The 23,154-nt window shown below is 43.3% G+C and carries 26 protein-coding genes; 8 read left to right on the top strand and 18 right to left on the bottom strand.

The genetic code is table 11. The features are described from left to right. Positions 1-124: 124 nt before the first annotated feature. From dusB to purD, 4 genes are read left to right on the top strand one after another with little or no spacing between them, the layout of a single operon-like run. Positions 125-1,159 carry a tRNA dihydrouridine synthase DusB gene (gene dusB, locus Q0K92_RS05670; RefSeq protein ID WP_297324838.1) on the top strand — a complete coding sequence of 345 codons (1,035 nt, stop codon included), beginning with the start codon at positions 125-127 and terminating at the stop codon, positions 1,157-1,159. Further along, the gene (locus tag Q0K92_RS05665) at positions 1,137-1,379 is read left to right on the top strand and encodes a helix-turn-helix domain-containing protein (protein ID WP_297324837.1); all 243 of its coding nucleotides are present in this window, start codon (positions 1,137-1,139) and stop codon (positions 1,377-1,379) included. Before dusB ends, Q0K92_RS05665 begins: the two co-directional genes overlap by 23 nt. Beyond that, on the top strand, positions 1,376-2,935 hold the full coding sequence (gene purH, locus Q0K92_RS05660) for a bifunctional phosphoribosylaminoimidazolecarboxamide formyltransferase/IMP cyclohydrolase (protein WP_297324836.1): 1,560 nt from the start codon (positions 1,376-1,378) through the stop codon (positions 2,933-2,935). Before Q0K92_RS05665 ends, purH begins: the two co-directional genes overlap by 4 nt. 16 nt (positions 2,936-2,951) lie before the next feature. Further along, positions 2,952-4,259 (top strand): phosphoribosylamine--glycine ligase, encoded by a 1,308-nt coding sequence (gene purD / locus Q0K92_RS05655; RefSeq protein WP_297324835.1) that lies wholly within the window; start codon positions 2,952-2,954, stop codon positions 4,257-4,259. Between the two features lie 13 nt (positions 4,260-4,272). Here the strand turns inward: purD and flgL are convergent, their stop codons facing one another. The 11 genes from flgL to flgB form a co-directional block, all read right to left on the bottom strand. Then, on the bottom strand, positions 4,273-5,475 hold the full coding sequence (flgL, locus tag Q0K92_RS05650) for a flagellar hook-associated protein FlgL (RefSeq protein ID WP_297324834.1): 1,203 nt from the start codon (positions 5,473-5,475) through the stop codon (positions 4,273-4,275). Between the two features lie 24 nt (positions 5,476-5,499). Continuing rightward, a complete protein-coding gene (flgK, locus tag Q0K92_RS05645) occupies positions 5,500-7,416 on the bottom strand; it encodes a flagellar hook-associated protein FlgK (protein ID WP_297324833.1) in 1,917 nt (638 codons plus the stop codon). Between the two features lie 86 nt (positions 7,417-7,502). Continuing rightward, positions 7,503-8,510 (bottom strand): flagellar assembly peptidoglycan hydrolase FlgJ, encoded by a 1,008-nt coding sequence (flgJ, locus tag Q0K92_RS05640; protein WP_297324832.1) that lies wholly within the window; start codon positions 8,508-8,510, stop codon positions 7,503-7,505. A 20-nt stretch (positions 8,511-8,530) separates the two neighbouring features. After that, positions 8,531-9,640: a flagellar basal body P-ring protein FlgI gene (locus Q0K92_RS05635; RefSeq protein ID WP_297324831.1), complete on the bottom strand. Its 1,110-nt coding sequence runs from the start codon at positions 9,638-9,640 to the stop codon at positions 8,531-8,533. Positions 9,641-9,687: 47 nt separating this feature from the next. After that, complete coding sequence (locus tag Q0K92_RS05630; protein WP_297324830.1) at positions 9,688-10,401, bottom strand: flagellar basal body L-ring protein FlgH; 714 nt, start codon at positions 10,399-10,401, stop codon at positions 9,688-9,690. 26 nt (positions 10,402-10,427) lie between these two features. Further along, positions 10,428-11,210 carry a flagellar basal-body rod protein FlgG gene (flgG, locus tag Q0K92_RS05625; protein WP_297324829.1) on the bottom strand — a complete coding sequence of 261 codons (783 nt, stop codon included), beginning with the start codon at positions 11,208-11,210 and terminating at the stop codon, positions 10,428-10,430. Between the two features lie 28 nt (positions 11,211-11,238). Next, positions 11,239-11,982 carry a flagellar basal-body rod protein FlgF gene (flgF, locus tag Q0K92_RS05620; protein WP_297324828.1) on the bottom strand — a complete coding sequence of 248 codons (744 nt, stop codon included), beginning with the start codon at positions 11,980-11,982 and terminating at the stop codon, positions 11,239-11,241. A gap of 68 nt (positions 11,983-12,050) precedes the next feature. After that, positions 12,051-13,301 (bottom strand): flagellar hook protein FlgE, encoded by a 1,251-nt coding sequence (gene flgE / locus Q0K92_RS05615; protein ID WP_297324827.1) that lies wholly within the window; start codon positions 13,299-13,301, stop codon positions 12,051-12,053. 13 nt (positions 13,302-13,314) lie between these two features. Further along, the gene (locus tag Q0K92_RS05610; protein WP_297324826.1) at positions 13,315-13,980 is read right to left on the bottom strand and encodes a flagellar hook assembly protein FlgD; all 666 of its coding nucleotides are present in this window, start codon (positions 13,978-13,980) and stop codon (positions 13,315-13,317) included. A gap of 11 nt (positions 13,981-13,991) precedes the next feature. Then, complete coding sequence (gene flgC / locus Q0K92_RS05605; protein ID WP_297324825.1) at positions 13,992-14,396, bottom strand: flagellar basal body rod protein FlgC; 405 nt, start codon at positions 14,394-14,396, stop codon at positions 13,992-13,994. 2 nt (positions 14,397-14,398) lie between these two features. Beyond that, positions 14,399-14,809: a flagellar basal body rod protein FlgB gene (gene flgB / locus Q0K92_RS05600; protein WP_297324824.1), complete on the bottom strand. Its 411-nt coding sequence runs from the start codon at positions 14,807-14,809 to the stop codon at positions 14,399-14,401. A gap of 208 nt (positions 14,810-15,017) precedes the next feature. Here flgB and flgA point away from each other — a divergent pair, with 208 nt between their 5' ends. The 4 genes from flgA (at position 15,018) to Q0K92_RS05580 (ending at position 17,126) form a co-directional block, all read left to right on the top strand. After that, positions 15,018-15,737: a flagellar basal body P-ring formation chaperone FlgA gene (gene flgA, locus Q0K92_RS05595; protein ID WP_297324823.1), complete on the top strand. Its 720-nt coding sequence runs from the start codon at positions 15,018-15,020 to the stop codon at positions 15,735-15,737. Between the two features lie 157 nt (positions 15,738-15,894). After that, complete coding sequence (locus Q0K92_RS05590; RefSeq protein WP_297324822.1) at positions 15,895-16,164, top strand: acyl carrier protein; 270 nt, start codon at positions 15,895-15,897, stop codon at positions 16,162-16,164. 131 nt (positions 16,165-16,295) lie between these two features. Then, positions 16,296-16,670, top strand: coding sequence for an Mth938-like domain-containing protein (locus tag Q0K92_RS05585; RefSeq protein WP_297324821.1), 375 nt, complete (start codon positions 16,296-16,298; stop codon positions 16,668-16,670). A 207-nt stretch (positions 16,671-16,877) separates the two neighbouring features. Continuing rightward, on the top strand, positions 16,878-17,126 hold the full coding sequence (locus Q0K92_RS05580; RefSeq protein ID WP_297324820.1) for a hypothetical protein: 249 nt from the start codon (positions 16,878-16,880) through the stop codon (positions 17,124-17,126). Positions 17,127-17,480: 354 nt separating this feature from the next. Here the strand turns inward: Q0K92_RS05580 and hslU are convergent, their stop codons facing one another. From hslU to Q0K92_RS05545, 7 genes are all read right to left on the bottom strand, one after another. Then, the gene (hslU, locus tag Q0K92_RS05575; protein ID WP_297324819.1) at positions 17,481-18,809 is read right to left on the bottom strand and encodes an ATP-dependent protease ATPase subunit HslU; all 1,329 of its coding nucleotides are present in this window, start codon (positions 18,807-18,809) and stop codon (positions 17,481-17,483) included. Between the two features lie 118 nt (positions 18,810-18,927). Further along, on the bottom strand, positions 18,928-19,449 hold the full coding sequence (gene hslV / locus Q0K92_RS05570) for an ATP-dependent protease subunit HslV (RefSeq protein WP_297324818.1): 522 nt from the start codon (positions 19,447-19,449) through the stop codon (positions 18,928-18,930). 79 nt (positions 19,450-19,528) lie between these two features. Continuing rightward, entirely contained in the window at positions 19,529-20,422 is an 894-nt protein-coding gene (gene xerC, locus Q0K92_RS05565; protein ID WP_297324817.1) for a tyrosine recombinase XerC, read from the bottom strand. Continuing rightward, positions 20,412-21,113 carry a DUF484 family protein gene (locus Q0K92_RS05560; protein WP_297324816.1) on the bottom strand — a complete coding sequence of 234 codons (702 nt, stop codon included), beginning with the start codon at positions 21,111-21,113 and terminating at the stop codon, positions 20,412-20,414. Before Q0K92_RS05560 ends, xerC begins: the two co-directional genes overlap by 11 nt. 17 nt (positions 21,114-21,130) lie before the next feature. Beyond that, entirely contained in the window at positions 21,131-21,958 is an 828-nt protein-coding gene (gene dapF / locus Q0K92_RS05555) for a diaminopimelate epimerase (protein WP_297324815.1), read from the bottom strand. A gap of 3 nt (positions 21,959-21,961) precedes the next feature. Continuing rightward, positions 21,962-22,426 (bottom strand): GNAT family N-acetyltransferase, encoded by a 465-nt coding sequence (locus Q0K92_RS05550; protein WP_297324814.1) that lies wholly within the window; start codon positions 22,424-22,426, stop codon positions 21,962-21,964. A gap of 63 nt (positions 22,427-22,489) precedes the next feature. Then, positions 22,490-22,927 (bottom strand): PGPGW domain-containing protein, encoded by a 438-nt coding sequence (locus Q0K92_RS05545; RefSeq protein WP_297324813.1) that lies wholly within the window; start codon positions 22,925-22,927, stop codon positions 22,490-22,492. Between the last annotated feature and the right edge of the window lie 227 nt (positions 22,928-23,154).

Here is a 23,154-nt window from a genome sequence, read left to right as displayed (position 1 = left end):
TGTAAAAATCTTACCCATATTGCTTTAGTGCTAACCGAGTTATTATTTATCTTCTTAAGTACATGAAGATACTGAATTTTATTAAATAGAAATACTTCATTCATTGACTCACAAGCATTCCCACATGCAAATCGGCCCACATATTTTAAGAAACAAGCTCATTGTCGCTCCAATGGCCGGCGTTACCGACCGACCATTCCGGCAATTATGCAAGCTCATGGGTGCCGGCATGGCGGTTTCTGAAATGGTATCGAGTAATTCCTTGTTGTGGGGTTCAAAAAAGACTGAACGCAGAGCCAATCACGAAGGTGAAGTTTCTCCAATTTCCGTTCAGATCGCAGGTGCCGATCCTGACATGCTCGCCGCTGCAGCACGCTATAATGTTGAGAATGGGGCTCAAATCATTGATATCAATATGGGCTGTCCGGCAAAAAAGATATGCAATGTCATGGCAGGCTCCGCCTTGCTACAAAATGAAAATTTGGTTGGAAAAATTCTCGATGCTGTGGTGAAGGCTGTCGATATTCCGGTAACACTCAAGATTCGCACAGGCTGGGATAAGCAGCATAAAAATGCGTTATCCGTTGCACATATTGCAGAAAACGCCGGTATCCAAGCACTGGCTATTCATGGTCGCACACGTGCCTGTGCCTATATGGGTGAGGCAGAATATGACACAATCGCTGCGGTCAAAGCGGCGGTTAAGATTCCTGTCATTGCAAATGGCGACATCACTACCCCTGAAAAAGCAAAGCATATCCTCGCTTATACCAAGGCCGATGCCATTATGATAGGCCGGGCTGCGCAAGGACGTCCGTGGATTTTTCGCGAGATAAACCACTATCTGACAACAGGCCAACATCTACAACCACCTGAAGTCACCGAAATACATCAGGTACTCATTAATCATTTACATGATCTATATGATTTCTATGGTGAATACTCCGGTGTTCGTATCGCACGCAAACATATTTCCTGGTATACCAAAGGCTTGGTTGGTTCTGCCGGTTTTCGTCACGCAATGAATCAATTACAGACCAGTGAACAGCAACTATCAGAGACAAATATCTTTTTCTCGAAATCAGCTGAAGCAAATCAAAGATTGAGTTATATCAATAATGGGGAGACGTCAGTTTATGAATGCAACGAAGGAGAATGAGATTGTATCCTGTATCCGCAAGGCTATTGGTGGCTATCTCAATGACCTGGACGGGGAGAAGCCAGGGCATCTATACAGCATGGTAATCAATAGTGTTGAAAAACCTCTGATTGAAATTGCAATACAACACACCAAAGGCAATCAAACCCAAGCTGCTGAATTACTTGGAATTAATCGCAACACACTACGTCAAAAAATGAAACAATACCAAATTAAATGACCATTAAATATGCACTCATCAGTGTCTCAGACAAAACCGGAATAATTGATTTAGCGCAAACATTAATCCAGTACGGCATAACTATCCTATCAACAGGCGGCACTGCCAAATTATTGCATGATGCCGGAATAGCTGTTACCGAGGTCAGCGACTACACTGGCTTTCCGGAGATGCTGGATGGCCGGGTAAAAACGCTCCACCCCAAAATTCATGCCGGCATACTCGCGTGCGACGATTTACCGGATCATCAGGAAGCGCTTAATCATGCAGCCATTCCGAATATCGAGTTAGTCATTGTCAATCTGTATCCATTCCGGGAAGCAATTGCAAAACAACACTGCAGTCTGGATGAAGCTATTGAGAACATCGATGTTGGCGGCCCGACCATGGTGCGTGCAGCGGCTAAAAATTACCGCAAAGTAACCATCGTCACGGATCCTCAAGATTATTCGTTGCTCAGTGAAGAATTGGGCGTGAATCATGGTGTTATCAGTCTGGCCACGCGCTTCAAATTGGCGCAAAAAGCTTTTACGCACACGGCCTCTTATGACAGTGCCATCAGCAACTATTTAACTTCCCTTGATACGAGTTATCAGTGTAAAGATTTCCCCGATTCACTCAATCTGAATTTCAATATTGCACAGCATTTGCGCTATGGCGAAAACCCGCACCAGAAAGCTGCTTTTTATCGGGACGAAACCGTTACTCCGGGCAGTTTAGCGAACTACCAACAATTACAGGGCAAGGAATTGTCCTACAATAACATCGCTGATACCGATGCTGCCTGGGAATGTGTCAAAACTTTTGATCATCCGGCCTGCGTGATTGTTAAGCATGCCAACCCTTGCGGGATAGCCATTGCCGGAACCACACTACGTGCGTATCAACTGGCGTTTGCAACGGATCCAACGTCTGCTTTTGGCGGCATTATTGCATTTAACCGAACTGTAGATAAAGATACTGCGGAAACCGTCTTGAAACAATTTGTTGAAGTAATCATCGCACCGGAAATTACCCAAGAAGCGCAGCATCTTCTGGCACAAAAGAACAATATTCGCGTATTGATTCTGCCTTTACAGCACGGATTTCATCGTTACGACTTAAAACGTATCGGTGGTGGCGTGCTTGTACAGACACCCGATACCCAGAACATCACGGTTTCAGACCTGCAAATCGTTACAAAAGTAAAACCCACATCGCAACAGTTGGAAGATTTACTGTTTGCATGGCGGGTTGCGAAATTTGTTAAATCGAATGCGATTGTATTTTGTAACAATGGCCAAACCGTCGGCATCGGTGCCGGCCAGATGAGCCGCGTTGATAGTGCGCGTATTGCATCGATAAAAGCGCAGCAAGCAGGTCTCACGCTGACAGGGTCGGTAGTTGCATCGGATGCATTTTTCCCCTTCCGGGACGGATTGGATGTCGTGGTGCAAGCGGGCGCAACTGCAATCATTCAACCCGGTGGTAGCATTCGTGACAACGAAGTCATTGCTGCCGCCGATGAACAAGGTGTTGCAATGGTGTTCACCGGCATCCGCCATTTCAGACACTAGATAATCTCAGGATATTATGAAACTACTGGTCATTGGCGGCGGCGGCAGAGAGCATGCATTGGCATGGAAATTAAGCCTATCCCCCCGGGTACATAAAGTATTCGTGGCACCAGGCAATGCGGGTACCGCATTAGAACGCAAGCTTGAGAATGCTCCGATTACGTTGATCCCTGAATTAGTCGAATTTGCAAAAAAAGAACATATCGCAATTACGATAGTCGGCCCGGAGATTCCACTTGCGGCAGGTATCGTTGATGCCTTCCAAGCCGCTGATCTTAAAATTTTTGGCCCGACACAGCAAGCAGCGCAACTTGAAACTTCAAAAATCTTTGCCAAGGAATTTATGCAGCGGCATCATATTCCTACCGCAGCTTATGCAAGTTTTACAGACCCTGTGCTGGCACATCAATATATTGATCAAAAATCTGCGCCTCTGGTAGTTAAAGCGGACGGCCTCGCGGCGGGAAAGGGCGTGGTGGTTGCTCAAACCAATGAACAAGCACATTCTGCGGTCAATGCCATACTCGTTGAAAAAAATCTGGGTAATGCTGGCAGTGAAATTGTTATTGAAGAATTTCTGCAAGGAATAGAGGTTAGCTTTATTGTGATGACTGATGGTCAACACATTTTGCCTCTAGCAACTAGTCAAGATCATAAACGTCTGTACGACGGTGAATCAGGCCCCAATACAGGTGGGATGGGTGCCTATTCACCCACGCCATTTATTTCCCCAAGCCTGCATGCAAAAATCATTCGAGATATTATCCATCCAGTCATCACAGGAATGAAACAAGAGGGGATTAGTTATAGTGGTTTTCTCTATGCAGGGTTAATGATTACTGCAGAAAATCAGGCAAAAGTATTGGAATTTAACTGCCGATTAGGAGATCCGGAAACTCAACCCATTATGTTGCGCTTAAAAAGTGATCTTCTGACATTAGTCGAACATGCCGTGAATGGGACACTGGATAAAGTGGATGTTGAATGGGATCGACGTGCTGCGCTGGGCGTTGTGATGGCAGCACACGGGTACCCTGAGAATCCGAGAAAGAATGATGTCATCCATGGTTTGTCCAACTTGATTGTTGAGCAAAATAATACAGACAGTTTCCACATTTTTCATTCCGGAACCGCTATGGGGGGGGATGGTGGCAAGGAATTTATAACTGCCGGGGGGCGTGTTTTATGTATAACAGCGCTAGGTGAGAGTATTAAAAATGCGCAACAAAATGCCTACAAATTAATCGAGAGTATTTCTTTCAATAATTATCAAGCTCGCCGCGATATAGGATATCAGGGAATTAATTTTTATCGAAAGAAGTAGTATCTCGTAGCGGTTAAATAAAATTAAACAGGCTCAAGCCAGAAATTTTAATATACGATTGTTGTGCAGCCTGCAGATATAGTTGTTGCCGTTGCAAATCCGATATCGCTTTCGCAAGATCAACTTCTTGTAATTGCGTAAGCATTTGTTCAAATTGAATATCCTGACCACTGCCTAAATTTTCCAACGACTCAATTTCCATACGCCGAGATCCAATAGTGGATTGTTTCGTGAGTATGTTTTCCAGACTGTTATCCATATTTTGTAGTGCTGTATTCAAACTATTTTCGAGCCGGGTACCGGGCTGACCATTGGAAGGTGTTTCCAGTGCTGTAATCAGATCCCCTACTGTTTTAAAAATACTTTGATTACTACTTGGAGAAACAGTAAATTTGTCTCCATTAGCAGGAGCCCCCTTAATATTCAACTGCATCCCGTCAAAACTGATCGTATTATTATTTACATAGGGATTGGCTGCCGAAACAGGTAATCCTGTAGTTGTATTAACAACATCATAAGTTGTTACACCTGCAGTAACTGTGAAGCTTATTTCATAATTATTACCGGTAAGACTGGTCGGTGTAATAACTGACCCTACATCAATAACACCTGCCCCCATATTCAATGGATCAGCTGCTGTTGTAAAAACACCATTGCCGCTTTTGATCCGATCAAAAATATCGGTACCGGAATCACTAACAGCAAGCTGGCTTGTCGGTCCCACTTGATTCAATCTCTGTCCCTGGTCTCCCATATACTGCACGTTTAATCCAGTTTGAATAAAAGGTTTCGTATTTGCTTGATATCCTGAGAACAAAAACTGCCCTTTCTCATCCGTCGTATTGGCAAGACTAACAAGCGAATCTAATCGACTACGAAATTCTGCAGCAATCATCTTTCGATCAGCGTCGGTAAGTACTTTTCCGGCACTTAGTGCCGATTCTTTCATAGCATGTAAAAGTGATGTTGCCTCTGCTAATACATTTTCCTCTAACACCAATGAAGAATCTGCACTGGCACGATTCACTGCGTATTGCTTATTTAACGATGCTGATTGTGTAATATTTAATACTTGTGCAGCAGCAATTGGATCGTCTGAGGGTGTTAAGATGCGTTTACCGGTAGAAACCTGTTGCTGTGTTTTAATTAACGACTCCTGCTGCTGAAGCATTAAGTTAATCCCAGTCTCATAAATTGTATTTGTACTAATACGCATAATACTTCCTCTGATCTAAATTTCTCAACCAATTCGAAGGATTGAGTCAAACAGTGAATTACTAATTTCAATGACCTTACTTGAAGCCTGAAAAGCCTGTTGAAAACGCATTAGATTAGCGGCCTCTTCATCCAGATTAACACCCGATATTGATTGTATTGATTTTTCAGTTTGCGCAAGCAAATTAGCTTGGGCTTTACTGGTTACATCCAATTCGCGCGTCTTATTACCAATTTGACTCACAAGCTGTCCGTAAGCGGATTGAAATGTTGCAGAACCATTTTCCAAGGTATTGGTTGTCTGCAAAATACCCAGCAATAGCACATTACGATTATCAGCAGACCCACTATTATTAGGAGTAACTGTAAAAACATCACCTGCGGCAGGATTACCATCAATCTGAAAGGTATAACCATTAAAACTAATATCAGTTCCTGCGGTATAAACTTGATTGGTAGCTGGTAATCCAGTACCCGTGCCTGTCACATCATACTGCCCATCGTATGGCGCATGGAACGTGATGGTCAGCGGTTGCTGAAGATTAGGGTCAAGTGGTAGTGAATTTACAGTTCCGGCACTAATTGTCCCAGTACCGGTATTCGACAAAGCCGCGCTGGTGCGATTGGGTCCCGCCGCTGCAATTTCAGTTGTATCAGTAATATTTACCGCTATATTCTTTGCGCCATCAATAGTTGGTTGAATTAGAAATCTTTCATTCGGAAGAATAGTCGCTCCCGTAACAGATACGCCGTCAAGTATCAGAGGTGTGGCGCCTGATGGAGCCGCCAATGTACTCACTGAGCTATTGTCTGATAACCGTGTCAGTGTATAGTTCGTGCCATCATAAGAAAATTCATAATCGCTTGTTGTAAGAGCGCCAAAATCACTAATTCCTACAGCGATAGCCGAAGACGAGTCATTAGTCGAGGCGGAAATCACCTTGGGTGGAGGCACGATAAAGAAATCCTGCCCCATGTTTCCATTAAGATCCAGCCCTAGCTGATGCTGCTCATTAAATGTTTGTGCTAACGTTATCGCTATTCTTCCCAGTGCATTTTGTGCACTATCGAGTGAAACGTTCCGAAAAGATAAAAGACCACCTAAAGCTCCGCCTGTGATCTGGCTTTCGGGTAATTGAATAGTGTTGCCGCCACTCATTAAACCAATTGTTAAATTTTCCGGATCATCGGGGGATGGAATTGCTTGCAGTGATAGTGTTTGAGAACCCACAACCAATGCCTGACCGTTGCCGATATAAACATTTATAGAACCATCATTCTGTCTTACTGTATCAGTGTTAATCAATTTACTTAATTGATTAACAAGCTCATCCCTTTGGTCCAGCATATCATTAGCAGGTTGTCCACCAGCGGCACCTTCAGCTAACAAAATCTGATGATTCATCTCAGCTACTTGATCGGCCAGGGAATTTATTTCAGTAACGCTACTGGTAATCTGAGAATTTACACCGTCTCTAATTTGGGACACTCGCTGATCCATACTATGAAAACGCGATACCAGCGCTTCTGCATTACTCAGCATAGCCTGACGTGACGGAATTACAGAAGGATTGGTCGCTACATCTTGTATAGCACTAAAAAAATTTTGCAGTGTTGGAGAAAGACCGGAAGTAGCTTCAGCAAACATATTATCCAGTTGTTTTATTTGCGCAAAATTACTATCCAATGATTGACTTTGTGTTTGGACTTGCAATGATTGACTCACAAGAAACTGACTGTAAATACGCTGTACCGTAGTTGAATGAACACCCCGCCCAACAAACCCAGCACCTGATGATTGTGGAATATTTGTATTAAGAATAACCTGCTGACGCTTATAGCCAGGTGTGTCGGCATTACTGATATTATGACTTGTTGTTTGCAACTGGCTTTGTGCAGTCAATAAGCCACTAATTCCAATATCAAGGATACTATTTCCCATAATCTTAATTCAGTTCTTAATTATATAAAAAGCTTATATTTATAATATCGGCCAATTGACAAAAGAATTAATGAAGCTCCTAGACATTAAATCAATTCTTGGCGTTGCAATACCTCACTATTAAGTATCCGAATTAACTTTTCAGCATACAATGGATCAGTTGCATATCCAGCACGTTGCAAACCATTTGCAAACGTTGCGGCATCGGCGGATTTCAAAACTTTTGCATAGCGCGGATTATCCAGTAGTAATTTGGCATAATCATTAAACCCTTCAGCATACGAATTATAAGCACGGAACTTCTCGACCATTTTCTGTGGTACACCATTAATGTATTCGGTAGTTACCGTTTCAACAACATCTCCTTTCCAACTTGCACCTGCTTTGATACCAAATAAATTATAACTTGGGCTATTATCCGCATGACGAATCTCATGTTTTCCCCACCCACTCTCCAAAGCAGCCTGTGCCAGCATGAAATGAGGAGGAATACCGGTTGATTGCGATACAGCCTTTGCATGCGGCAAAAGTTTATCGATGAAACTCGTTGAATGATTGGATGGTTTTCTAAATTGTGTTTCTGACTGGATAGTCGCAGCAGATCCTCCAATAGGGGGATTTATTATTCCTAGTGGAGCCCCTGCATTGGATGCAGTTTGAGAATTTGGCCATAACTGTGCTGATTTGTCATTTGGATGCCCATCCTTAACTAAAGAGGAGTGACTGATGGAATTAATCGTGGATAAAATAGCATCTGTTTGGCTAATAGAAGTTTCTGGATTTATTGAATTATTAGTTCGAGTTAACTGTTTCACCATCATGTCAGCAATCCCGATACCTCTGGTTGATATATGTTGAGCCAATTGTTGATCATACATTTGCGTAAAAAATTGAGTTTGCTGACTATCGAACAACCCGTCTTTAGGAGTCGCTTCGCGCATACTTTTCAGCAACATATTCATAAACAATGATTCAAACTGTTGCGCTACCTTTTGTAAGGCTTCATCTGGACGCTGCTTGGCCATTAAATGCAGGTCATCTATGCTCTTGGCATCAATTGCAAGCTTACTCGAAGTATCGGGTGAGATAATCATATCTTCATATCACCATATTATTAAATAATCTCTAGATCGGCACGCAATGAACCCGCTGCTTTTAATGCCTGCAATATGGACAGCAAATCCTGCGTCGTTGCACCAATCGCCGTCAATGCCTTCACAACTTCACCAAGATCCGCACCATTGGGCAAAAGCATTAAATTTCCCTCCTCAGTACGTATTTCAACTTGAGATCGTTGCGTAACCACTGTCTCACCCCGTTGCGCAAATGGGCCAGGTTGACTGATTACAGGTTCCGTATTGATAATTATTGATAAATTACCATGTGCAACAGCACTGCTTTCAAGCGTTACCGCTTGATTCATAACGACTGAACCAGTTCGTGAATTAACAATAACCTTGGCAGGCGCCTTTGCGGGCGTTACATCCAAACTCTCAATTTGGGAAATAAACATAATACGTTGACTATTATCAGCAGGCGCTCTTACTTGGATCACTCGGCCATCTACAGCAGTTGCAGCTGAAGGATAAATGCCATTAATTGCACCAACAATACGATGAACCGTTGTAAAATCAACTGAATTGAGTTCAAGGTTAATATAATCACCTTGCCCAACTGCAGTAGGGATCTCACGCTCCACAATACCACCACCTGCGATACGCCCAACATTGAGATGGTTAACTTGCACACTGCTGCCTCCAGCAGCCGCACCAATCCCCCCTACTAGAATATTTCCCTGAGCCATTGCATACACCTGGTTATCAATGCCTTTGAGAGGAGTCATTAACAGTGTGCCGCCACGCAAACTTTTCGCATTGCCCATGGAAGATACTGTGATATCAATTTGCTGACCGGGTTTGGTAAATGCAGGTAATGTCGCTGTCACCATCACAGCGGCGACATTGCGTAATTGCAAGTTAGTGCCAGGCGGTAAGTTAATACCTAGCTGCCCCAACATACTGATGATACTTTGTACTGTAAATGGTGTTTGAGTTGTCATATCGCCACTGCCATCCAAACCCACAACCAACCCATACCCGATTAATTGATTATTGCGCACTCCCTGAATGGATGCTAAATCCTTAATGCGATCAGCAACGCCTAGACCCGGTAGAAGCAAACCAAGAGCAAGAAAAAAACAAATAATTATGTTTTGTATTCTCATAGTTTTGTGCACCTCTAAGCTGATGGCTTTTTCGTACATTTAATTCTTTAGAAAGGCGAAACGGTAAGGAAAAACCGTGACAACCAGCCCATTGTCTGAGCCTCATCAATATATCCATTGGCTCGATATTCAATACGTGCATCCGCAACTTGAGTTGAAGAAATTGTATTCCCCATGATATGGATCGGATTCACAACACCCGAGAGCCTTATAAACTCTTGCCCTTGGTTGATACCTATTTGTTTTTCTCCGCTGACAACCAAATTCCCATTCGGTAGTGCTTCTATCACTGTCACTGTAATTGTTCCTTTGAAATCATTTTTACTTGAACTTTCACCACCGCCATCAAATTTATTGTTGGATTTAGCCTCAATGGTTGCGTTTTTCTGTAAAAGGGTCAAAGGAACCCCTAACAGATTCGGAATCGAAAAATCAATACTTCCAGAACGATCAACATTACTCCCCGAACTTTTACTAGCATTTGTTTTTTCGTTTAAAGTTACAATGATAGTATCGCCGATATTTCGTGCGCGCCGATCTTCAAACAACGGGGTATAACGAACTCCTCCAGCTGTACTATTCACAGTCTGAAAGATTGCCCCATTCGGTTGAACTGCTGTCCCGCCCTGATGGGGTGGTCGTAACGAATAAGGCTGATGGGTAGTTGTTGATGGTGTTACACAACCTGATATAAACAAAACAAGTATCAATAAGCATGCATGCAGGTTTTGATGTTTCCTCAGCGAATTGCTATTAATCATCACATTACTCCGGATAATCATCCAAATTACAGTTGAGCTAATCTTTGCAGCATCTGATCTGAAGTCTCAATTGATTTGGAATTCATCTCATATGCACGCTGGGTCTGAATCATACTCACCAACTCTTCCACAACATTCACATTCGATGTTTCAACAAAATTTTGTTCTAATAGCCCCAACCCATTCGTACCGGGAGCATTCTGATTAGGTGTTCCACTGGATGCAGTTTCCATATACAGGTTTTCACCCATTTTCTGTAATCCCGCCGGATTTACAAAACTGGCCAGTTGGATATTGCCAACTTGGATAGATGCAGTAGAACCAGGTACTGTTGCCGATACTGTCCCATCTCGTGCGATTGTGATACTCTGCGCGTTCGGGGGAACAACGATCGCTGGTTGTACTGCGTATCCACTGGATGTTACAAGCTGACCATTCAGATCGGATTGAAATGCACCATCACGAGTGTAAGCTGCTGTTCCATCAGGTAATAGAACTTGAAAAAAACCTATCCCCCGTATGGCAACATCGCGTTGATTATCCGTTTGTTGCAGCCCACCCTGGGTGAATATACTTTCTGTTGCAACCGGTTTGACACCAGTACCTATTTGTAAACCTGAAGGCAGTTGAGTTTGCTGGGAAGATTGCGCACCTGGTTGACGCACTGTCTGGTACAGTAAATCCTCAAAAACCGCACGCGCACGCTTAAATCCATTGGTACTAACATTCGCCAAATTATTGGAGATAACATCCATCTTCGTTTGCTGTGCATCAAGACCTGTTTTGGAAATCCATAATGAGCGTATCATCGTAATTGACCTCTTGAATTTTTCCTGATTAAACTCTTACAACCATTATTTCACTGGCCTGCTCTGCGTTACGTTGTGCACTTTCAAGCATTTTCATCTGCATATCAAATTGACGAGCCAAGCCAATCATGCTGACCATCTCATGCACAACATTCACATTGCTGCCTTCCAAGGTTCCATCCACCAATCTCACTCTGGCATCAACCGGCGCTTCGCCGCCATTTTTGAGACGAAACAAGCCATCAGCGCCCTTAACAAGATTGTCCTCAGGTGGATTAACCAGTTTAATGCGACCTACTGATGCAACTGTGTTTGGTTGAGGATTAATAGGAACAGACGACACAGTTCCATCAACACCAATCGTGATACGGGTCTCCGGAGGAATCGCGATAATCCCTCTGTCACCTTTCACTTTAAGTCCATTTTGCGTTAATAAAATACCACTGGAGCTCACTTGCAAACTGCCATTTCGAGTATAGGCCTCTTCACCATTATCCAATTGCACAGTAATCCAACCAGAACCTTTAATTGCAACATCCAGATCGCGGCCAGTAGTCTGTAATGTACCTGGCGTAAAATCCGCACCTATTGTTGAATCAACAACAAATGCACGTGTAGGCAATCCATCACCAAATACCGGGATAGCACGGAATGCATTGTTCTCTGCCCGATAACCGGTTGTAGCAGCATTGGCAAGATTATGAGCAACCGTAGCTTGTTGATTGATTGTATGGTTTGCTCCAGTCATTGATGTGTAAATTAATCTATCCATTTTTTACTCAATTTTGTGAAATAAAAATACAAGCAACTTCCAATAACCCATAAGCTACTGATAAATAATCAGAGATTAACCAATGTTTGCAAAACCGCATCCTGAGTTTCAATTGTTTTAGCATTAGCCTGATACATACGTTGCGCCGTGATCATTTTTACCAGTTCAGTTGTCAGATCAACATTAGCATCTTCAATGGCAGAAGCTTGAAGTGTACCCAGCGTTCCTGTTTTTGGCGGCCCGACCACAGGTTGACCAGAATTTGGTGTCTCTACCCAAAGACCATCCCCCACGGGGTTCAATCCTTGCGGATTAACAAAGTTTGCCAAAACAATTTGTCCAACTGTTCTAGTTTGACCATTCGTATAAGTGCCTTGAATCACGCCATCGGCAGCCGTGGTAAAGCCAGCCAATCGGCCGGAAGTAAAACCATCTTGTGAGATAGCGCTTTTACCAGAAGCTGCTCCATATTGAGTCGCTTTGGTTAAATCCAATGAGAAATTCAACGGAGAAACAGCACCTAATGTTGGGTTAATAGTTGTCCAGTTAACATCTACAGTCATTGGTGCAGTAGGTGCAGTTAATGCACCAGTTCCATCAAATGTTAAAGTGGTTCCCCCCAAGGTAACTCCCTCGGGCACACCCGCGGCATCAACTTTTCCGTCAACCGTTGCATAGATATTCCAAGTATTAGCCGCCGATTTCTGGAAATAAGTAGCAAGGACATGTTCATTACCTAAGCTATCGACAATCTTTCCTGATGTTTGCCAGTTATAGGTTTCTGGATTAGTTGCACTAAATGTTGTTATAGTGGGTACAGCATCACCCGAATTCAGATTAAAGCCCATTTCGAATGTTGATGTGGCTTGCGGAGCAAGATCAGAAGTAATTAATTTTAAATTGGTCGGTTTGCTGGCATCAATGTTTCCATTTGTATCGGCCATATATCCGGTTAGATTCGCGCCATTCGCATTGGTAAGAAACCCATTGCCATCTAAGCGGAACTGACCGTTTCTACTATAGCTAACCACACCACCTTCATCCATACGAAAAAAACCTTGACCATTAATGGCTATATCCAATGGGTTGCTGGTCGGTGAGATATTTCCCTGACTAAATGACTGCGCAACAGTTGATACTCTTGCACCAATACCAACTTGAGATGAACCTGAGCCGCCTAGGGAATTTGCGAAAATATCAGTAAATTGAGCTTGAGATTGTTTAAATCCGGCAGTATTCGCATTGGCAATGTTACTTCCAATGACATCCAAGTTTGTCGATGCTGCACTCAGTCCACTTAAACCATGTTGAAAACTCATGACAATCTCCTAATTAGAATACCCGTTTGACATCAGACATACTGACAAGCCCTAATTCGCCCATATCAAGCAGCGCGCCATTCTCACCCGATGAAACACTATTGACCAAACCTAGTGAAAGTGTATTTGCTTTTATTTCATTTCCATCTTGCTTCGCGTTTACAGAAAAAGTGTAGTTCCCAACAGCCGCTTTTGCACCGCTATCTGTTAGGCCATCCCACGGAATTGTGCTGATACCTGTCGGATGTGCGCCAAGATCCATATGCCGAACCGGTATACCCGCGCTATCCATTATTGTTACTTTAAGGTGATCGACGGGTTGCGCTAATTCGATTCCAGCCACAGTTGAATCTCCTTCGAGTTTAATGGCTGTTCCAGGAACAAAAGCACTGTGTCCTATCATTCCCGTCGCTTCCATGGACAGGCTATCTTCAACATCCGAAGTCAGCAATTGCAGTGTTGTATTCAATTTATCGATACCCGTTACAGTACTGATTTGTGCCAATTGACTGGTGACTTCTGCATTATCAAGTGGTTTAAGCGGATCTTGATTTTTCATCTGAGTAACCAAAAGTTTCAAGAAACGATCCTGCGAATCCTCAACATTCTTTTTAGCTGTGACACCTGTCGTTGCTGCCGATGCAGCAGTCTGTGAACTGGCTTGTTGAATTGCACTCATCATGTACTCCTTTATTGACCAATAGTCAGCGTTTTTTGTAGTAGTGATTTGGTGGTATTCATCATATCCACACTATTCTGATATGAACGCGATGCAGACATCATATTGACCATTTCGTCTACCACGTTAACATTCGGCATCGTCACATACCCATTTTTATCTGCGAACGGATGTTTGGGTTCAAACACTTGTCGCATCGGCGAGGGATCATGCACAACACCAGCAACCTTAACGCCGCTCGCACCATTAGCAGCCGCCTGCAACGTGCTGAAAACCACTTGGCGCCCACGATAAGGCTCACCCGTCGAACTGGTGACACTATCAGCATTTGAAAGATTACTGGCTACTACATTCAAACGCTGAGATTGTGCCGACATTGCTGAACTTGCAATATCAAATACATTAAATAAGGACATTATTATCTCTCCTGCATAGCTAGTGTTAGGTTCCTAAACTCGTTCGTAATGAATGTGATACTCGCATCATATTTAATTGAGTTATCCGCGAATCGGGTACGTTCCATGTCCATATCCACTGTGTTACCATCTGCACTCGGTTGCAAAGGAACGCGATACAATACGTCGTTTCCAAGCCCCCTCTGGGTAGCGGGATTAATATGCATTGAAGATGTCGTATTTAAATTTACAGTGTTCGGATTCGTAGTTGGTGAAAGCTTCTCACGTAGTACGCCAGCAAAATCAATATCCTTCGCTTTAAAATTTGGAGTATCTGCATTGGCCACATTACTCGACAGTAATTCTTGCCTTGCAGCTCTTAGGCTCAGGGCTTGATGGTGAAAATTCAGCTCTTTATCAAGTTTGTTAATCATTCTATTAATCCTGATTAAATATATCTTTCAATCGTTCTATCAGCATTTAGCATGCCAAGTATAATAAATGCTTTAATTGGTCGACCAATCAGCGAAAAAGGCGTGAAATAGATGCTATCTTTAAACATAAATTTCTGCGTACTTGTTTAAGATAACGATACTGCGGCAACAATTGCCGAAAACGGCAACAATTAATGGTCGAATAAATATGATACGTTACTTAGTGTTAACGCTTTGTCTACCAGTACTTACAATCTTTCCGTTTTCTTTGTTGGCATCACAGCACAAGCCTATTCCCCAACAGCAAGAAATTTCGCTCATTAAAAACGCGGTAGAAAATTTTATTTACAGTAATACTGCGACACTATCCGGTCAGGTCATTGCTAATGTCGATAAAATTGATCAACATCTCAGTTTGCCCAAGTGCCCGGAACTGGAGCCTTTTGTACCTACCGGCGGCCGTTTATGGGGAAAAACTTCCGTTGGTGTTCGCTGCAACAGTCCATCTGCGACTTGGACTATCTACGTTCAGGCTGAAGTAAATGTGATGGCCAATGTACTGCATGTAGCACGTTCCGTTTCAACTGGACAAACACTCGCATACGAAGATGTAACGTTACAGAATGTTAATCTAACGCAAATGCCTGATGGTATATTCACAAATGCGGCACAAGTAATCGGCAAAGTTGCCACCACTAACCTTACTGCCGGACAACCATTGCGCCCACAAATGCTACGCGCACCCTACGTCATCTTGCGTGGACAGAAAATCAATCTGGTTGTTCAGGGACGAGGATTTAATATCAGTTCGGAAGGTCAGGCCTTGGCTGATGCTGCCGAAGGTCAAGTCGTTCAAGTTCGCAACAAATCGGGGCGAATCACTAGCGGAATTGCTCGCACTAATTCAATCGTTGAAATACAACCTTAGCCCCAGTAATCAAGAATTTTCACAGTTGTACTGACCGTATGCTGTCAATTAATTACTCGCCATGCAAACAAAGTAATCAAAATCCTAAATCAGACTTATAATTACAGGTTACTTAATATACCTATAAAAACACAAAGCTTTCCAACAGTTAATCCGAATGGACTATACCACTGAAATAAAAATAATCTTATCTGATATCTTGGGATTAGGTGAACGATGCGATTCCATTACAGCAGATACTTTTTTACTGGGCAATATTCCCGAGCTTGATTCAGTTGCCGTGGTAACTATTATTTTGGCCCTAGAAAAAGAATTTTCAATCTCAATTAATGATGATGAGATTAGTGCGCAAACATTTCAAACGCTCGGCACTTTAGTTGATTTTGTTGAAAGAAAAGTAGCTCACAAAAACAAACAATCACTCTAAAATTATTCAATACATAAAAATGTACTATTCCACAGTACATGTGGCACTCAGGTAATCCGAATGTATTGATTGTTTTTTGATTTCATTAATGCATAATTACAACTATCAATATCATCCTATGGAGCAAACTATTGAAATTACATTTGGCAAATTTTGCTCATCAATATATTTTTACTGGCTACGGCGATGGATATGTACTGATTAATCAAACCCGTTATGAAAAAAGCTTGATCGTATTACCTGATTATCTAATTGAGAATTGGCCAATACTGTCAGTCTCACAACTCGAAGTTCAGCATTTTGAGAACCTGCTGCCGCATACACCTGAAATCGTAATCTTGGGGACAGGCGCAAAACATCAATTTCCAGATCAATCTCTACTAAGCCAATTAGTCAAACTAGGTATCGGTATTGAAGTTATGGATACAAAAGCCTGCTGCCGTACCTATAACATATTGGCTGAGGAAGGACGTCGTGTTGCTGCAGCTATACTTATTGAGCCTTGATGAGACTCAACAATTTCATAAAAATATGAAAATAGATTATTTAACGGTAACTGCAGGAGCAGAAAATTATGCTATAGTTCGCTGGCTCAAATCATAAGATTTTTAAAAGAAATGGCCATGACATTTATGATTGTGATAAATTCATGTTTGGAAAGTCAGACGCATTAAAATTGGCTTCCTCGATAATATATAATATAGGAGTTAAAAATGAACAAATTTCTTATTGCAGTATTCGCTTCAGTATTTCTATTCGGTTCTTCTGTTACTTTTGCAAGTGGAAATCTAGAATCCGGACTGCCACCGGTATCTGCTCAAGATATTCTGAACAAAATGGCATGTGAAGGTAAAAAAGCTGGTGACACAATCAAAGATCGTACTGACGGTGAAAAAGTTACCTGTCCTGCAAAAATAAAGAATCCTAGACAGGGCGGACCAGCAGCAGGATCAACCTACTAATATTGAAGGCGCGGTTATCACTTGCCTCCTTGTTGAACAAAAAATCTGACAAATAAGCAAGAGCAACTAGCTGTCATATAGTAGTAACCTGTATTTAGGCCAGACCGGATAGCGTATTAGGATTATTTCTTATTAAATTCAACAAACTAAATGAATTAAGTTCAATTAGTCTACCCAAAGAAGTAAAACACGCACGACTATCGGTTTGGCCAAGCATTTTGATTGCATCAAAACAATCTTCGCAGTACAAGCAAATCCCTTTCACCTAACTTTAAGAAGCTACCATTCTTATCTCATCAGCATGATGAATAATAAGGTTAGCATCCTAAAGCTAATCAATCTTAAACTGAAAACTCATAAAACATACCGTGCCAGATCTTCGCTTTGCGAAAGATCCTTGAGGCGCTCATCGACATATGCCGCATCAATAACAACAGTTTCTCCACTGTGTTTCGGTGCATTATATGAGACTTCTTCCAGTAATTTCTCCATGACGGTATGTAGACGTCTGGCACCAATATTCTCAGTTCTACTGTTCACAGAGTATGCAATCTCAGCCAAACGTTTAATGGCATCACTGGCAAATTGCAGCTGTATACCCTCTGTCGCCAGCAATGCTTCATATTGACGAGTCAGGCAGGCATCCGTATTCGTCAGAATCTGTTCAAAGTCGCTGACACTCAAACTGGCCAATTCAACACGAATGGGAAAGCGTCCTTGCAACTCGGGAATCAAATCAGAAGGTTTGGACATGTGAAACGCACCACTGGCAACAAACAGAATGTGATCGGTTTTGATCATGCCGTATTTGGTTGATACGGTTGTGCCCTCAACCAGAGGCAGCAAGTCCCGCTGCACACCCTGGCGTGAAACATCTCCTCCGGTATTACCGGTACGGCTGGCAATTTTGTCTATTTCGTCCAGAAATACAATGCCGTTCTGCTCTACATTCTGAATAGCCGTCAACTTTAGTTCCTCATCATTAACCATTTTTGCGGCTTCTTCTTCGAGCAGCATTTTTCTGGCTTCCCGTATTGTCATCTTACGGGCTTTCTTTTTCTCCCCGGTCATATTCTGAAACATTCCCTGAATCTGGGATGTCAGATCCTCCATGCCGGGTGGTGCAAAGATTTCCATATTAGCGCGCGGCGCTGCCACTTCTATTTCAATTTCTTTATCATCCAACTCACCTTCGCGCAATTTTTTGCGGAATTTCTGGCGTGTGGAATTATCTTGCTCATCCACATTGAGTGAACCAAGATCTCTAGCAACCGGCAGCAGCGCATCAAGAATGCGATCTTCTGCACGATCCTCCGCAAGTGGTTGCTTCTTGCGGGTTTCCCTCTCGCGCAATTCCTTAATCGCTGTCTCAACCAAATCACGAATAATCGAATCGACATCACGCCCAACATAACCCACTTCGGTAAATTTAGTCGCTTCAATCTTTATAAAGGGCGCGTTCGCCAGCTTTGCCAAACGACGTGCAATTTCGGTTTTACCGACACCCGTCGGACCGATCATCAGAATATTCTTAGGCGTAATTTCCTGGCGTAATGGATCGGCAATCTGCTGTCTGCGCCAGCGATTCCTAAGTGCGATCGCCACAGCCCGCTTGGCTGAATTCTGGCCGATAATGTGTTTATCCAGCTCGTGGACAATTTCTTGTGGGGTCATTTGAGACATGATTTTAAATTCAGTGTTAGATGTAAAATGAACAAAATTCCAAATGGGAGACGCAGGTCAATCAACTGCTCGCTCTCTGCAACAATAGAAAATATTCTTACTGCTTGACAGGAATAACCTAGTCAATGGTCTCGATAACATGATCCTGGTTGGTGTAAATACAGATATCACCCGCTATCGTCAGTGCTTTTTTCACAATTTCCTGAGGCGATAAATCGGTATTTTCCAATAATGCGCGAGCGGCTGCCAGAGCATAAGAACCGCCACTACCGATAGCGGCAATACCCAACTCAGGTTCGATCACATCGCCAGCGCCAGTAATAATCAACGTCGCATCTTCGTTGGCAACCACTAACATCGCTTCCAATCTGCGCAGAATTCGATCGGTACGCCAGTCTTTAGCCAATTCAACGGCGGCACGCATGATATGTCCATGATGCGCTTCCAGTTTACCCTCGAAACGTTCGAATAGTGTAAAGGCATCTGCAGTACCGCCTGCAAATCCAGCCAGAATTTTGTCATGATAGAGCCTGCGGACTTTACGCGCGCTGGATTTAGCCACAACAGCACCCAGTGTTACTTGACCATCACCACCTAATGCAACCTGACGGCCGCGCCTTACTGAAACAATCGTTGTCATGAAATTTGCTTAACTCGTTACAAAATATCATTATAGCCTATAAAGCATGGCTGACTCAGATAGAAAAATAAGCAAATGATCAGCTTCTTTTTTTGGCCCGCGGGTGCGCGGTATCATAAACTTTTGTCAGATGTTGGAAATCCAGATGCGTATATACCTGTGTAGAAGTGATATGAGCATGCCCCAACATTTCCTGAACGGCGCGCAAATCACCACTGGATTGCAACAGATGTGACGCAAAAGAATGCCGTAAAATATGCGGATGTACATTTTGATGAATGCCTTGCTGTCTGGCCCTGTTTTTCAAACGATAGCTAATAGTACGGGCACTGATCGCATCGCCATGCTGTGATAAGAAAAGCGCGGATACATCCGGTTTGACAATCTGTGCGCGTTGTTCAATCCATGCTTTCAAAGCCTGGATTGCATAATCGCCGACCGGCACAATACGTGTTTTCCCACCTTTGCCAAGCACTCTGACCGTTCCTTCCGCAAAACTGATATCCACGGGCTTGAGCTGTGTCAATTCAGCCAATCTTAAGCCTGAAGAATAAAACAATTCAAACATGGCGCTATCCCGTATTGTCAACATATGATCGGGTGAGAATGCCAATAACTGCGTGGCTTCATCAGGAGAAAGTACATTGGGTAATTTCTGCGCGGATTTGGGAACATGTAAACCAATACAAGGATTATGCCGGTACTGATGATCGCGTATCAAATAACGATAAAAACTGCGCCACGCCGATAGCATCCTGGACAAACTCCGGCTGGAAAGCCCTTTGCCATGAAGTTGCGCGATCACCTGACGGATATTCGGCGATTGAATCTGTTCTAAATCGTCTTTATTGACGTACTTCAGCAAAATACGAATATCACGCGCATAGTTTTCGCTGGTCAGTGGCGACAAACGCCGTTCATAAGTCAGATGATGAATATAGGCGGCGGCCAGTGACTCAGGTTTACTGCTCATTGGTTACATGGTCTTGCGTTACTTCGCTGCTTGCAGTTTCCGCCAGGTCATAGCGGGCAATCGTAGTACACGCCAACTCCCCCAACCGTTTTAAATACAGTGTGCCCATTTCCGGATAAAATCTTTCGGCATCAGGGCTACCCAGAACAAGCAAACCAATGGTTTGTGTGGTATTCAGTGGAATCATGGAAAATGAATTGAGATGCTCCGCGCCTTCACCAAACCAACACTGGATTTCGTCCGCAATATGATTGCCACAATAAGGTTGCGACAGGCTTTCAGCAATAATGTGAACATCCTGGCTGGCAGGGGTAAATTCAACGTGCTCCTGGTCACTGCAGGAAATATTCCACAAGCGCATTGCCACAAGCGGCACAGCAAAATCCTCACGCAAACTGAAATAGAGTGCATTGAAGAATTCACTCATATTGGAAACAGAAAGTAATGCGATGGTCAGGCGATGCATTTTCTCACCAATCGCATCGTTTTCTTCACCAAAACTGATTAATTCAAGTAGCTTATCCTGTAATACGCGATTTCTTTCTCTTAATGAGGCAACTTGCCGCTCATTGATTGAAACAACCTTATCATCGTGCAAGCCAGGAATATGAATATCCGCCAACAAGTCGGCGTATTCATTGAAAAATTGTGGGTGATCCTGTAGATACTGCGCAACATCTTCCGGTTTCATGATGCTTCCTTGATTGATTACAAATTAATTTCACCTTCAAATACCGTAACCGCCGGGCCTGTCATCCAAACCGGCGCATCGTTCCCCTGCCAGCTTATCGTTAACTCACCGCCTCGCGTACTGACTGTAACCTGATGATCCAACAAACCAAGATTGATACCTGCCACCACTGCGGCGCAGGCGCCTGTTCCGCACGCCAGCGTCTCACCGGCGCCACGCTCAAAAACGCGCAACTTGATGTGACTGCGATCGATCACCTGCATGTAACCGACATTCACGCGTTTAGGGAAACGCGCATGCATTTCGATCAACGCGCCTTCGGTCTCTACCGGTGCGCATGCAATATCCTGCACGACACGGACAGCATGCGGATTACCCATAGACAACGCACTTATTGTAACCGGCTCATCCGGCATTTCAAGCTGATAAGTCAACGCGCATTGCTCTGCAATGAATGGAATTGCTTGCGGTTCAAATAGGGGTTTTCCCATATTAACAGTAATACTTCCATTGACCTCCAGTTTCGGAGATATCACACCACTGAGTGTTTCTATGCGAATTTCATTTTTACGGGTCAATCCGTGATCATGCACATAGCGGACAAAACAGCGCGCACCATTGCCGCATTGTTCAACTTCACCGCCATCCGCATTAAAAATGCGATAACGGAAATCAGCCTGCCCCACGGCTCTCTCAACCAGCAGTATTTGATCGCAGCCGACACCAAAATGACGGTCTGCGAGCAAACGAATCTGCTGTTGATCAAGATTGATCGATTGATTGATCCCATCCAGGACAACAAAATCATTACCCAAACCCTGCATTTTGGTAAATTTCAGTTTCATGGATTAAATATTCCAGCGACTCAATTTCGTTAAGGTCATCAAATAATCATTCATGGTATAGCCGCCCCCAATATCCACAATACTATCACCCGTGATTTCAAATCCATACTGCTGATATGCCAGAATGGCAGTTCGGTTATGCTTATTGACAGTCAGGATCAGTGACTGCAGATTATTTCCCCGCATTATTTCAACAGCATCTGCCATCATCATCGCGCCGTAGCCTTTGCGATGATGATCACAATGAATATACAGTTTGTCAATTTTTAGTTCGTTCGGCTTATTCGTGCGCATACAGCAAGAAAAACCGATGATCGCTTCATCCAAAACCAACTTTCTCCACCAGATTCCCGGATTTGATAATTGTTCCTTGATCAAATCCGGCTGATAGCGTTGCATCAACATATAATCAATCTGCCCGGATGAAATAATATCCGCATAGTGATGCCGCCAGATTGTCTCAGCCAAGGTTGAAATCGTAAGTGCATCAACTCTTGTTACAGGCAATATTCCGGGAATCATATCAGGCGACTATTCTTCGGCATGTGGCTTTAGTGTAAATGGCAATTGATTGAATTTCTGACGCATCTTATTGACAGCGCTAAATACCGTATGTTGCCCGACAATTCGGGCTTCCAGCTTGCGCTTATTGGGGAAATCCATCAATGAAATTCCAACCAGCATCGTCAGCAAACCCTGCCCCGGCAGAAAAAGCATCAGAAATCCCGCCAACAGGAACACAACACCGATTATATTTTTAATCATCAAACCGATGATGCGCAGCACCGGGTGCTGATCTTTCATCCAGTAACGCGGAATACGCGTATCAAAATAATCACTCGGTAAGCGAATCAGAATCCAGGGGATCGCGATTAAAGAACCCACGAAGCCGACAATCGAGGCTATCGTCAAACCAATGAGCACATCGGTGGATACCCACTGCTGAACGGTTATGACAACATCTTCCATGATACAAACATCCAGGTATGTGAAACAAACTTGTTCAAAAAATTGACCGGATAAAGATCTTTTGGCAGAAATTCAGCAAGTAGGCCAGAGAAACGCCCTGCTGCCTGTCGAAACAGGCAGCAGGCATGATGTCTAGGACATCGGAGATTGGATTAAGGAACAATCCGGTTATTGAGAATTTCTTTGCTTTGGTTATTCCAGATAACGTCGGTCAGGTTCGAGTAACG

It is taken from the genome of Nitrosomonas sp. (assembly GCF_024282095.1).
Classification (GTDB): domain Bacteria; phylum Pseudomonadota; class Gammaproteobacteria; order Burkholderiales; family Nitrosomonadaceae; genus Nitrosomonas.
Note: the sequence above shows the minus strand (reverse complement) of the source record. Positions and strands in the feature narration are given on the sequence as shown.